Genomic DNA, 13047 nt, shown 5'->3' on the forward strand with positions numbered 1-13047 from the left:
TTTTCGTCACCCGTCATAATCTCTTGAAGGCCGTAAAGTTCGCCTGCAAAATGCCGCGCCCCGCTGTCATTTCAGCGGGATCGTGCTGATCGGTCGCCCCAGTTGCGCCACTCGCGGTGCACTGGCCTTTTTACAAAAAGATCAAAAGCAAAAAGATCATGCAGGAGATTTGACGTGCACATTGGTGTTCCTCTCGAAACCCAGACCGGTGAAACGCGGGTGGCTGCCACCCCGGAAACCATCAAGAAGCTGATCGGCCAGGGCCATAAGGTCACTGTACAAAGCGGTGCAGGCATTAACGCCAGCATCGTCGACAGTGCTTATGAAACGGCAGGCGCAACCATTGGCAGTGCCAGCGATGCGTTCGGCGCCGAGCTGATCCTCAAGGTGGTTGCCCCCAGCGACAGCGAACTGGCGCTGATCAAAAGCGGCACCGTATTGGTGGGCATGCTCAATCCGTTCAGCAACGAAACCATCGCCAAGCTTGCCGAATGCGGCATCACCGCCTTCGCCCTCGAAGCCGCGCCGCGCACTTCACGGGCCCAAAGCCTCGACGTACTGTCTTCGCAAGCCAACATCGCCGGTTACAAGGCTGTGTTGCTGGCCGCCCATCACTACCCACGCTTCATGCCGATGCTGATGACCGCCGCTGGCACTGTGAAAGCTGCGCGCGTGTTGATCCTCGGCGCCGGTGTGGCGGGCCTGCAAGCTATCGCCACGGCAAAACGCCTGGGCGCGGTCATCGAAGCGTCCGACGTCCGTCCGGCGGTAAAAGAGCAAATCGAATCCCTGGGCGCCAAGTTCGTCGACGTGCCCTACGAAACCGATGAAGAGCGTGAATGCGCCGTCGGTGTCGGCGGCTACGCGCGCCCGATGCCCACCAGTTGGATGCAGCGCCAGGCCCTGGCCGTGCACGAACGTGCCAAGCAGGCCGACATCGTCATCACCACCGCACTGATCCCAGGCCGCAAGGCGCCTACCCTGCTTAGCGCCGATACCGTCGCGCAGATGAAACCCGGCTCGGTGGTCATCGACCTCGCCGCAGCTCAGGGCGGCAACTGCCCGTTGACCGTCGCTGACCAAGTCGTGGTGGAAAACGGCGTGATCATCTGCGGCCCGACCAACCTGGCAGGCGCTGTCGCCGCGGATGCCTCGGCCTTGTACGCACGCAACCTGCTGGACTTCCTGAAGCTGGTCTTCACCAAGGAAGGGCAGTTTGAAATCAACCTCGAAGACGACATCGTCGCCGCGTGCCTGATGTGCCGCGACGGCCAAGTCATCCGCAAAAACGCCTAAGCAGGGATTCAGACGATGGAAGAGCTTATCTCCCCCGGTATCTACAACCTGATCATCTTTGTGCTGGCGATTTATGTCGGTTACCACGTGGTCTGGAACGTTACCCCCGCGCTGCATACGCCATTAATGGCAGTGACAAACGCGATTTCCGCGATCGTGATTGTGGGCGCCATGCTGGCCGCCGCCCTCACCGTGACGCCGTTGGGCAAGACGATGGGCACCCTGGCGGTAGCTTTGGCTGCGGTTAACGTGTTCGGCGGTTTCCTGGTTACGCGTAGGATGCTTGAGATGTTCAAGAAGAAAGCGCCCAAAGCTGTGAAAGAAGAGGTGCAGAAGTAATGAGCATGAATCTGGTGACGACGCTCTACCTGATCGCGTCGATCTGCTTCATCCAGGCCCTCAAAGGCCTGTCGCACCCCACCACCTCCCGACGCGGCAACCTGTTCGGCATGCTCGGCATGGCACTGGCGGTGCTGACCACCGTAGGCCTGATCTATAAGCTCGGCGCGGAGCTGGCCACCGCCGGTATCGGCTACGTCATCGTCGGCCTGCTGGTCGGCGGCACGGCCGGCTCGATCATGGCCAAACGCGTAGAGATGACCAAGATGCCGGAGCTGGTGGCGTTCATGCATAGCATGATCGGCCTGGCAGCGGTGTTTATCGCGATTGCAGCGGTCGTCGAGCCACAGTCCCTGGGTATCGTCAAACACCTGGGCGATTCGATCCCGGCCGGTAACCGCCTGGAGCTGTTCCTCGGTGCCGCCATCGGTGCTATCACCTTCTCCGGCTCGGTGATCGCATTCGGCAAGCTATCCGGTAAGTACAAGTTCCGCCTGTTCCAAGGCGCACCGGTACAGTTTGGTGGGCAACACAAGCTGAACCTGGTGCTCGGTTTGGCAACCCTGGGTCTGGGCCTGGCGTTCATGTTCACCGGCAACCTCACTGCGTTCGCGCTGATGCTGGCCCTGGCCTTCGTGCTGGGCGTGCTGATCATCATCCCGATCGGCGGCGCCGACATGCCGGTAGTGGTATCGATGCTCAACAGTTATTCCGGCTGGGCAGCGGCGGGCATTGGCTTCTCGCTGAACAACTCGATGCTGATCATCGCCGGCTCCCTGGTCGGCTCCAGCGGCGCGATCCTGTCTTACATCATGTGCAAGGCGATGAACCGCTCCTTCTTTAATGTACTGCTGGGCGGTTTCGGCAATACGCCAGACGCCGGTGCAGCAGCTGGCTCTAAAGAAGCTCGCCCGGTGAAGTCCGGCTCCGCCGACGACGCTACCTTCCTGCTGACCAACGCCGACACGGTCATCATCGTGCCGGGCTATGGCTTGGCCGTTGCGCGGGCACAACACGCGCTTAAAGAGTTGACCGAAAAGCTCACCCATCGCGGCGTCACCGTGAAGTACGCGATCCACCCGGTGGCGGGCCGTATGCCTGGGCATATGAACGTGCTGCTGGCCGAGGCCGAAGTGCCTTACGACCAGGTGTTCGAGATGGAAGACATCAACTCTGAGTTCGGCCAGGCTGACGTGGTGCTGGTGTTGGGCGCCAACGACGTGGTCAACCCGGCGGCCAAGAACGATCCGAACTCACCGATTGCCGGTATGCCGATCCTCGAGGCGTTCAAGGCCAAGACCATCATCGTCAACAAGCGCTCGATGGCCAGCGGCTATGCAGGCCTGGATAACGAGTTGTTCTACCTGGACAAGACCATGATGGTCTTCGGTGATGCCAAGAAGGTCATCGAAGATATGGTCAAAGCTGTCGAATAACACTGCGCCAGCGCAATACCCGAAACCCTGGCCTCACGTAGGCTGGGGTTTTTTATTAGCGGATGAAACCCGACCAAAGGCTCTAAATCGCCACCTGGCATTCGACCATGGTAGCGGGCCGAAACTTTTTGAAATCACTACACTGCCCACCTTGCTTCCGTAGCCTGAGATAACAATTCATGTACCGTGATCGTATCCGCTTGCCTTCGTTGTTGAACAAGGTCATGAGCGCGGCAGACGCCGCTGCACTGATCGAGGACGGCATGACCGTCGGCATGAGCGGCTTCACCCGTGCCGGTGAAGCCAAGGCCGTCCCCCACGCCCTGGCCGAACGCGCCAAGACTTCGCCCCTCAAAATCACGCTGATGACGGGCGCCAGCCTGGGCAATGACCTGGACAAGCAACTGACCGAAGCTGGCGTACTGTCGCGACGTATGCCGTTTCAAGTCGACAGCACGCTGCGCAAGGCGATCAATGCTGGCGAGGTGATGTTTATCGACCAGCACCTATCGGAAACCGTCGAGCAACTGCGCAACAACCAGCTCAAGTTGCCGGACATTGCGGTAATCGAAGCGGTCGCCATCACTGAACAAGGGCACATCGTGCCCACCACGTCCGTAGGCAACTCAGCCAGCTTCGCAATTTTCGCCAAGCACGTGATCGTCGAGATCAACCTCGCGCACAATCCGAACCTGGAAGGGCTGCATGACATCTATATCCCGACCTACCGGCCGACGCGCACGCCTATCCCGCTGGTGAAGGTCGACGACCGCATTGGCAGCACTGCGATTCCGATCCCGCCAGAGAAAATCGTCGCTATCGTGGTCACTAACCAGGCCGACTCTGCCTCAACCGTGACGCCGCCTGACGATGACACTCAAGGCATCGCCAACCACCTGATCAACTTCCTCAAGCAGGAAGTTGACGCCGGACGCATGACCAACAAACTCGGCCCGCTGCAAGCCGGGATCGGCAACATTGCCAACGCGGTGATGTGTGGCTTGATCGATTCGCCCTTCGAAGATCTGACGATGTACTCGGAAGTGCTGCAGGATTCGACCTTCGACCTGATCGACGCCGGGAAGCTGAGCTTCGCCTCCGGCAGCTCGATTACCTTGTCGGAGCGCCGCAATGCCGACGTTTTCGGCAACCTGGAGCACTACAAGGACAAGCTGATATTGCGCCCACAGGAAATCTCCAACCATCCTGAAGTGGTGCGCCGCCTGGGCATCATCGGTATCAACACCGCGCTGGAGTTCGATATCTACGGCAACGTCAACTCCACCCACGTCTGCGGCACGCGGATGATGAATGGCATTGGCGGCTCCGGGGACTTCGCGCGCAACGCGCACCTGGCAATCTTTGTCACCAAATCGATTGCCAAGGGGGGCGCGATTTCCAGCGTGGTGCCGATGGTCAGCCATGTGGACCACACCGAACATGACGTGGACATCCTCGTCACCGAAGTGGGCTTGGCCGATCTGCGCGGCCTGGCACCGCGGGAGCGTGCGCGGGTGATCATCGACAACTGTGTGCATCCGGCCTACCGCGACGCGCTCAATACTTACTTCGAAGCCGCCTGTGCCATCGGTGGGCACACGCCGCATATCCTGCGCCAGGCACTGAGTTGGCACATCAACCTGGAAGAAACCGGGCATATGCTCAAGGCTTGATGAATACAGATCCGAGCTGATGCAACTACAGTTTCATCAGCTCGGCAGCCTAGCCAGTGTCTATGCAATAAACTGTACTACTGTACCGCTCATTTCCTACTTAAATATCCCACAACTCATCTTGAAAACACCAATTTCGCACCTTTTAGGTGCGCACAGGTACAGTTGCCCCATTTCCGTACCGTACAGCCGTATTAAACAGTTAACTGGCCCCTCACAATACAGGTGAACTGTATCTAGAGAGTCTTGCGCCGGAGGAGGATCATTGGCATCAGTTAAACCACTACCTAATCCCGCCACAAGCGGAAGGATGTCATCATGGAACGTACACTCAGTTCCGAACTGTTCTTCGAAGAGAAAGCTGTAAACACCAACGCTTCCCTGCCTTTGCGCGTTCTCGCCAACCTGATGTTGTGGCAGCGCCGCATCTCCAGCCGCCACCAATTGGCTCGCCTGGATTCGCGTCTGCTGGCTGACGCCGGTATCAGCGAAGCTCAACGCTACGAAGAGCTGAGCAAGCCGTTCTGGCGCTAAGCAGCGCCCGCTGGCCCTGACCCACCGGGTCCACCGCCAGCACTCTGATTTGTTAAAGCAAAGCCCGCCCCGGGTAACCGGAGGCGGGCTTTGTTGTTTCTGCGAAAGGGCATTGAATCGGTAGGATTTCCACCTACAGGTACAGTTTTAATAAAATAATTATTAACCAGTACAGTTAAATTACAGGCTTCCTGTTGCACCGGTCCAAGCCTAATATCCACTCACCACGTGGCGAACCCTGTAGAGCGAGCGTCTGATGCTCAACAGTCCCAGTCCGTCTCACTGTGGCCGCGTCGCGCCACCTTATTTCGTCTACAGGAGTTACCCCATGTCCCGCCTTCGCCTGCTGTGCACCGCCGCCGTGCTCACCCTGGCCGCCAACGCTAACGCGAGCAGCTTCATCATGACCACTGACTCGATCGTTGGCGCCCTGAAAGCCACTTCCGACGCCACCTCCGATGCGACCTCCTCCCTGCGCGACAATAAGGTCGTACAGGCCGCCCGTGATGACGCAGCCAGCTTCGTCGCCAGCGAAGGCGCTATCCGTGGCGTGAAACTGGAAAGCGCCCTGGCCCACATCCGCCAGCAAGCGCCGCAACTGGCCATCGCTACCGATGCACAGCTGGCACAGGCAATCCTGGCGATCTGATCTGCGGCAACAGACGGGAGCGCCTGCCGCTCCCGAATGCCTCGGCGCTGGCCCTCGCCTGGTCATTGCGCTAGCCTTGGCGCTCGTTTTCAGTTGTCGAGTCCCATGGTTTTTTCATACCGCCTGTTGATTGTTCCCGTACTGTTTTGCGCCTGCTGGTCACCCTTGGCTTTGGCCATGGATGTGTCCACCCAGAGCACCGTTGTCAGCGTGTATGCCACCGGCAAGGTGACCTCTGCGCCGTTCGACAACAAGTTGGTGATGGCGGCCCAGGATGATGCTGCCGCTTTCATTGCCACTGACGGCCAATGGCGTGGCGCGCGCCTGGAGTCCGCGCTGGATTATCTGCGCCGCAGCCGGCCAAAACTTCATGCGAGCGACCTTGAACTGGCGCAAGCAATTCTCGTCCAATAGTTATCTTTGTATTTCGGAGTCACTCGATGCGTAGCCCGTTGATCGTCGCCGCCCTCGGCCTGCTGTTTTTGGTCGATGTCGCCCAGGCGCAAACCTTGAAGGCCACCAGCAACATCATCGTGCGTGCATCGGCGCGCACCATTGATTTCACCTCGGACACCACCACGTCCATCCGCGACTCCAAAATCGTGCGCGAAGCCCACGACGACGCCGCCAGCTTCGTCGCCACGAATGGCGAGATCCGCGGCGCCCAGCTTGAAGCCGCGTTCGATACCCTTCGCACCCGCGTGCCAGAAGCCCGTGATGCCAGCGACCAGACCCTCGCCGAAGCTATCCTCGCTCTGTGAGGCGCATCAAAACCTGGCTCCTGGCCGGGGCCGTGCTGCTGTGTGCAAGTACAGCCCAGGCCAGCCTGCAACTGCGGCTCAAAACCGATGGTTTGAGCGCGGCCGAACAGCGGGCCAGCCAGGCATTGCTCGATGAAGCGCTGAACGCCTTACCGCCACGTTTTGTCGAGCAACTGGATCGGCGGATTGATGTCGGCTGGACCGACAAGATGCCTGAAAATGCCTATGGCCAGGCGTCCCTGGTGTCGGAGCTGGACCTGAATCAAAACCTGCTCGCCAGCCTGACCGACGGCAGCGCCGCCGCCCTCAAAACCAATCGCCCCCACGGCACAGTGCGCAAGGAATTGCTCGCCACGGTGCTGCATGAACTGACCCACATCTACGACCGCGCACGCCTGTGGCCCAAAGACGAGCGCGCACTGATCCAGCGTTGCAGTCGCCAGAACAACATCACCGGCTTGATCGGCCTGCCCGATCAATGCCGTGGCCAGAACGACCGGCGCTTCACTCTCAGTGATGATCCACGCCTGCTGGACCTCGCCGGCTGGCCACAATATGTCGGCCGCCGCGGCGAACGTGAACAGCACAACAATCAGGTGGTGCGCAGCCCGGACATCTACGAAACCACCAGCCCGTTGGAGTTCGTGGCGGTCAACATGGAGTACTTCCTCCTCGACCCCAGCTACGCCTGCCGACGCCCTGCGCTGTTCCGCTATTACAAGGAACATTTCGGCTGGGCGCCGCCCGAACAGCAACCCTGTGCCAAGACATACCCCTTCCTGAACGCCGGCAATGACTTCGCCAAGACGCCACTGGGGCAAATAGACCCGGAACGGGTGTATGAAATCGATTACCTGCTCGCCGAAGCCAACCAGAATCTGGTGAGCCGCTGGGGCCATAGCATGTTGCGCCTGGTGATCTGCGCGCCAGGTCGCCCGCGTGGCCCCGATTGCCGGCTGGATCTGGACCGCCACCTGGTGCTGTCCTACCGCGCCTTCGTCGGTGACGTACAGCTGTCGAGCTGGGATGGGCTGGTGGGCAAGTACCCGTCGCGACTGTTCGTATTGCCGCTGGCCCAGGTCATCGATGAATACACCAAGACCGAATTGCGAGGCCTGGCGTCGGTACCGCTGAAGCTCAACCGCCAGGAAATCAACGACACCGTCGAGCATGCGGCTGAAATGCACTGGAGCTATGACGGCAACTATTTCTTTATCTCCAACAACTGTGCGGTTGAAAGCCTGAAACTGTTACGCAGTGGCAGTGCCAACCCGCAATTGACCGGCCTGGACAACATCACCCCCAACGGTTTGCTCGAAGTCCTCAGCGCGCGCGGCCTGGCCGACACCAGCGTATTGAATGACAAGCGCGAGGCACTGCGCCTGGGGTATCACTTCGACTCGTTCCGTGAGCGTTACCAGGCGATGTTCGATGTGCTGCGCAAGCGCCTGCCGATCAAGCAGACCCAGGTCGAAGACTGGCTGGCCCTGGATGCGCAAGCGCGCCGCCAGTGGTTCAGCCAGGCCGACCTGCGTACCAGCGCTGCGTTGTTGTTGCTTGAACAAGCCAGCTATCGCAAGCAACTGATGCTCGCCCAGGACGAAGTCAAACAGCGCTATCTCAATGCCCGCGAGCTGAAAAATGGCGGCATGGAGAAAGCCAACAACACGCTGCAACAGATCCTCGCCAACAGTGGCTTTCTCAGTCGCCCGGCCGAGTTGCTCGACAGTGGCGGCTATGGCCTGCCGCAACCTTCGGAAGCCAAGCGCCTGGAGTCGGAGAGCGCCGAACGTCAGAAGCAGTTGCAATCATTGACCGGCGAGCTGGATAAAGAGGTAAGGGCGCTGCTCGATCCGGCCCGTGCTGCCGAGATTGCGGCGTGTGAGGCCAACCTCAAGCAGCTGGGTGAGCATTTGCGTGCGCTGCATAAAGCGGCCGGCGGCCTCGAACTGCCCTGATATTTTCGTAGCAACCACTGTTCTAATGTGGGAGCTGGCTTGCCTGCGATGACGATGTCACAGCCATAGGAAATGTCGGCTGATACACCCTCATCGCAGGCAAGCCAGCTCCCACATTTTGTTCTGCATGAGCCTCAAGACCAGATGTCGCCCCTTCATCAACAGTTTTAGTGGCGAAAGCTGGCTGAAAGCTTACCCGTCTAGGATCGCCCCAACTGCCGGCAACAGACCGGCTGTAAACAACAACAATGGTGATTCCCGATGTCCGCTCGTACCCGCCTGTTCGCACCCACTCCCCCCGTACGCCTCGTGCCTTTCGTTCTGCGCTGACCCTCACCCGGTTCGCCATTCCCTAGCCGCGCTACGCCTGGAGTATTCCTATGCTGACTTTCCTTGGCTTTGCCATGGTCATCACGTTCATGTTCCTGATCATGACCAAGCGCCTGTCTGCGCTGATCGCCTTGATCATCGTGCCCATCCTGTTTGCACTGTTCGGCGGTTTCGCGCCGAAGATCGGCCCGATGATGCTCGAAGGCATCACCAAGCTCGCGCCAACTGGCGTGATGCTGATGTTCGCCATCCTCTACTTTGCCTTGATGATCGACTCCGGCCTGTTCGACCCGGCCGTGCGCAAGATCCTCAAGATGGTCAAGGGCGACCCGCTGAAAGTCTCGGTCGGCACTGCCGTGCTGGCTTTGGTGGTATCCCTGGACGGTGATGGCGCCACCACCTACATGATCTGCGTGGCCGCCATGCTGCCGCTGTACCAGCGCATCGGCATGAGCCCGCGGATCATGGCCGGTCTGATCATTCTCGCCGGCGGTGTAATGAACATGACACCCTGGGGTGGCCCGACGGCTCGTGCGGCCAGTGCGTTGCATGTGGATCCGTCCGACATCTTCGTACCGATGATTCCGGCCATGGCCGCTGGCGTCGTGGCGATCCTGGTAATTGCCTACATGTACGGCAAGCGTGAGCGCGCACGCCTGGGTGAACTGCACCTGCAGGGCGACGAGATCGACCACAGCGAAATCAGCGTGTCGCAATTCCCCGACGCCCGCCGCCCGAAACTGATCTGGTTCAACGGCGCCCTCACCCTGGCCCTGATGTGCACCCTGATTGCCGGCCTGTTGCCGCTGCCGGTGCTGTTCATGGTGGCGTTCAGTATCGCGATGATCGTCAACTACCCGTGCCTGCAACAGCAGAAAGACCGCGTCGCAGCCCACGCCGGCAGCGTCTTGGCGGTCGTCGGACTGATCTTCGCCGCCGGGATCTTCACAGGCATCCTGTCGGGTACCGGCATGGTCGACGCCATGTCAAAAAGCCTGCTGGCGGTCATCCCGGAAGCCATGGGCCCGTACCTGGCAGTGATCACTGCGCTGGTGAGCATGCCGTTCACCTTCTTCATGTCCAACGATGCGTTCTATTACGGCGTACTGCCAGTATTGGCCGAAGCGGCCAGCCACTACGGCATCACCGCGGTCGAAATGGCCCGTGCGTCGATCGTCGGGCAACCCGTGCACCTGCTCAGCCCGCTGGTACCCTCGACTTACTTGCTGGTGGCGCTGGCGGGTATTGAGTTCGGCGACCACCAACGCTTCACCTTGAAGTGGGCAGTGCTGGTATGCCTGTGCATAATGTTCGCCGCATTGCTGATGGGGATTTTTCCGCTGTTCAGCACTCTATAATCGTACTGACTCACCGCGCGGCGCTACAGCTTGCGCGGTTTAACACTTGCTCAAAGGAATACACATGGAATGGCTGACCAATCCGGAAATCTGGATTGCCTTCTTCACCCTGACGGCTCTCGAGATCGTCCTGGGCATCGATAACATCATCATGATTTCGATCCTGGTCAGCCGCATGCCCAAGCATATGCAGGCGCGTACCCGGATCTTCGGCCTGGCACTGGCCATGGTCACGCGCATCCTGTTGCTGCTGTCGATCACCTGGGTCATGCAACTGACCGCCGACCTGTTCGTGGTGTTTGGCCAGGGCATTTCCGGCCGTGACCTGATCCTGTTCTTCGGCGGCCTGTTCCTGCTGTGGAAAAGCTCCCAGGAGATGTACCACGCCCTGGAAGGGGAAGACGAAACCAACGACGAGCCCAAAGGCGCCGGTGGCAAGTTCATCTACACCATCATCCAGATCGCCATCATCGACATCGTGTTCTCCCTGGACTCGGTAATCACCGCCGTCGGCATGGTTTCCCATGTGCCGGTGATGGTGGCTGCAATCGTCGTGGCCGTACTGGTGATGATGCTGGCTGCCGGCACTATCAGCGAGTTCATCGACAAGCACCCGTCGCTGAAAATGCTGGCGCTGTCGTTCCTGCTGGTGGTGGGTACTGTGCTGATCGCCGAATCCTTCGACGTGCATGTGCCAAAAGGCTATGTCTACTTCGCCATGGCGTTCTCGCTGGCAGTGGAAGCGGTGAACATCAAGATGCGCACCGCCATCGCCAAAAAGAAGAAGCAGCAGGATCCAGTGAAACTGCGTAAAGACATTCCGGGTCAATAAACCTGACCCGCTGCTGAAATGGGGCGCTTGCGCCCCATTTTTTCGTCTGCCAAAAAGTTGATTTCATGACAGTTTTGTTTCAATCCGGAGTTTAGCTATGCGATGCTGGCGCAGAGCCCATTAGCCAACTACAGCTTAAGTACAAGACGTAGAACGGCACGCGGTAACTTTCCTTCGCTCCTCCTGGAGCGCACCTACACGGGGGGCCGAGCATGCTGACCCTGCTCAATCTGCTTTCCGCCGTGACCCTGCTTATCTGGGGCACGCACATCGTCCGTACCGGCATCCTGCGGGTCTACGGCTCCAACTTGCGCCAAGTCATCGGGCAGAACATGTCCAAGCGCTGGCTGGCCTTTATCGCCGGGATCCTGGTGACCGCCATGGTGCAAAGCAGCAACGCCACGGCGATGCTGGTCACTTCCTTTGTCGGCCAGGGGTTGATGAGCCTTACACCGGCCTTGGCCACCATGCTTGGTGCCGACGTCGGTACCGCGCTGATGGCGCGGGTACTGACTTTCGACTTGTCCTGGCTGTCGCCGCTGCTGATCTTCCTTGGGGTGATTTTCTTCCTGTCGCGCAAACAGACGCGGGCAGGGCAGTTGGGCCGGGTGGGGATCGGCCTTGGGCTGATCATCCTCGCGCTGCAATTGATCGTCGAGGCCGCCGGACCCATCACCCATGCCCAGGGCGTCAAGGTGATCTTCGCCTCGCTGACCGGCGATATCTTGCTCGACGCCCTAGTCGGCGCGCTGTTCGCAATGATTTCCTACTCCAGCCTCGCCGCCGTGCTGCTTACGGCCACCCTGGCCGGCGCCGGCGTGATCGGTTTGCACGTGGCCATCGGCCTGGTGATCGGCGCCAATATCGGCAGCGGTGTGCTGGCATTTCTAAGCACCAGCATGCAAAACACCGCCGGCCGCCAAGTGGCCCTGGGCAGCCTGTTGTACAAACTGATCGGCCTGTTGCTGATCATTCCTGTACTTGACCCGCTCGTGGGCTGGATGGACGGCCTGGACTACAGCGCCCAAGGCATGGTCATCACCTTTCACCTGCTCTATAACGTCACGCGCTGCTTGATTCTGCTGCCCACCATTGGCCCTATGGCGCGGCTGTGCGCCTGGCTGTTGCCCGAGCGCGAAGAAACCAATGGCAAGGCCAAACCACGCCACCTCGACCTGGCCGCGCTCACCACGCCGAGCCTGGCCTTAGCCAACGCCGCGCGAGAAACCCTGCGTCTGGGTGACCTGATCGACAATATGCTCACCTCCATGCAGGAGGTGCTGCGCGGTAATCAAACCGCAATCACCCAGCAAATGCGCAGCCTCAGCGATGACGTCGAGGCGCTCTACAGCGCGATCAAGCTCTATCTGGCGCAAATGCCCCGTGAAGACCTGAGCGAACAAGACAACCGCCGCTGGGCGGAGATCATCGAGTTGTCGATCAACCTGAAACTGGCAGGTGACTTGATCGAACGCATGTTGCGCAAGGTCCAGCAGCAGAAAACCTCGCAGCGACGGCAGTTTTCCGAAGTGGGCCTGGAAGAACTCAGCGGTCTGCACAGCCAGTTGATCGCCAACCTGCGCCTGGGTCTGTCGGTGTTTCTCAGCGGCGACCCGGAGAGCGCTCGCCAATTGCTGCGTGAAAAACGCCGCTTCCGCGCCCAGGAACGTCGCCTGGCTCACGCCCATGTCAGCCGCCTGCAGCGCAAGATCGTACAGAGCCTGGAAACCAGCTCCCTGCACCTGGAGCTGATCGCCGACATGAAACGCTTGAACTCGTTGTTTTGCAGCAGCGCTTATGTAGTCTTGGAAACGTCCGACACTGGCGCACTCTCCACCGAAGATATTGCCGACATCACCCATTCGCCCTGAACGTACGACG

The 13047-nt window shown here is 59.6% G+C and carries 12 protein-coding genes; all 12 read left to right on the forward strand.

Annotated features, from left to right (window positions below; genetic code table 11):
- The first annotated feature begins 174 nt into the window (after nucleotides 1-174).
- The 12 genes from QMK52_RS06580 to QMK52_RS06635 all read left to right on the forward strand — a co-directional run bounded on the left by QMK52_RS06580 (nucleotide 175) and on the right by QMK52_RS06635 (nucleotide 13037).
- Nucleotides 175-1296 carry a Re/Si-specific NAD(P)(+) transhydrogenase subunit alpha gene (locus QMK52_RS06580; RefSeq protein WP_005783509.1) on the forward strand — a complete coding sequence of 374 codons (1122 nt, stop codon included), beginning with the start codon at nucleotides 175-177 and terminating at the stop codon, nucleotides 1294-1296.
- A 15-nt stretch (nucleotides 1297-1311) separates the two neighbouring features.
- A complete protein-coding gene (locus tag QMK52_RS06585; protein WP_005783507.1) occupies nucleotides 1312-1635 on the forward strand; it encodes an NAD(P) transhydrogenase subunit alpha in 324 nt (107 codons plus the stop codon).
- Nucleotides 1635-3071, forward strand: a complete 1437-nt coding sequence (locus QMK52_RS06590) for an NAD(P)(+) transhydrogenase (Re/Si-specific) subunit beta (RefSeq protein WP_005783504.1) — start codon at nucleotides 1635-1637, stop codon at nucleotides 3069-3071. Before QMK52_RS06585 ends, QMK52_RS06590 begins: the two co-directional genes overlap by 1 nt.
- A 179-nt stretch (nucleotides 3072-3250) precedes the next feature.
- Entirely contained in the window at nucleotides 3251-4744 is a 1494-nt protein-coding gene (locus QMK52_RS06595; RefSeq protein ID WP_005783502.1) for an acetyl-CoA hydrolase/transferase family protein, read from the forward strand.
- 318 nt (nucleotides 4745-5062) lie between these two features.
- Complete coding sequence (locus QMK52_RS06600; RefSeq protein WP_005783500.1) at nucleotides 5063-5278, forward strand: DUF1127 domain-containing protein; 216 nt, start codon at nucleotides 5063-5065, stop codon at nucleotides 5276-5278.
- 328 nt (nucleotides 5279-5606) lie between these two features.
- Nucleotides 5607-5927, forward strand: coding sequence for a DUF2388 domain-containing protein (locus QMK52_RS06605; RefSeq protein WP_032878532.1), 321 nt, complete (start codon nucleotides 5607-5609; stop codon nucleotides 5925-5927).
- 177 nt (nucleotides 5928-6104) lie between these two features.
- Nucleotides 6105-6341 carry a DUF2388 domain-containing protein gene (locus QMK52_RS06610; RefSeq protein WP_241092096.1) on the forward strand — a complete coding sequence of 79 codons (237 nt, stop codon included), beginning with the start codon at nucleotides 6105-6107 and terminating at the stop codon, nucleotides 6339-6341.
- A gap of 26 nt (nucleotides 6342-6367) precedes the next feature.
- A complete protein-coding gene (locus QMK52_RS06615) occupies nucleotides 6368-6688 on the forward strand; it encodes a DUF2388 domain-containing protein (protein WP_005783494.1) in 321 nt (106 codons plus the stop codon).
- Complete coding sequence (locus tag QMK52_RS06620; protein WP_194439691.1) at nucleotides 6685-8646, forward strand: DUF4105 domain-containing protein; 1962 nt, start codon at nucleotides 6685-6687, stop codon at nucleotides 8644-8646. Before QMK52_RS06615 ends, QMK52_RS06620 begins: the two co-directional genes overlap by 4 nt.
- Before the next feature lie 380 nt (nucleotides 8647-9026).
- A complete protein-coding gene (locus QMK52_RS06625; protein ID WP_003187405.1) occupies nucleotides 9027-10334 on the forward strand; it encodes a CitMHS family transporter in 1308 nt (435 codons plus the stop codon).
- Nucleotides 10335-10398: 64 nt separating this feature from the next.
- Nucleotides 10399-11166, forward strand: a complete 768-nt coding sequence (locus QMK52_RS06630) for a TerC family protein (RefSeq protein WP_005783489.1) — start codon at nucleotides 10399-10401, stop codon at nucleotides 11164-11166.
- Between the two features lie 212 nt (nucleotides 11167-11378).
- Nucleotides 11379-13037, forward strand: coding sequence for a Na/Pi cotransporter family protein (locus tag QMK52_RS06635; protein ID WP_005783487.1), 1659 nt, complete (start codon nucleotides 11379-11381; stop codon nucleotides 13035-13037).
- The last annotated feature ends 10 nt before the right edge of the window (nucleotides 13038-13047 follow it).

It is taken from the genome of Pseudomonas sp. P9_2 (assembly GCF_034008255.1).
GTDB classification, from domain to species: domain Bacteria; phylum Pseudomonadota; class Gammaproteobacteria; order Pseudomonadales; family Pseudomonadaceae; genus Aquipseudomonas; species Aquipseudomonas synxantha_A.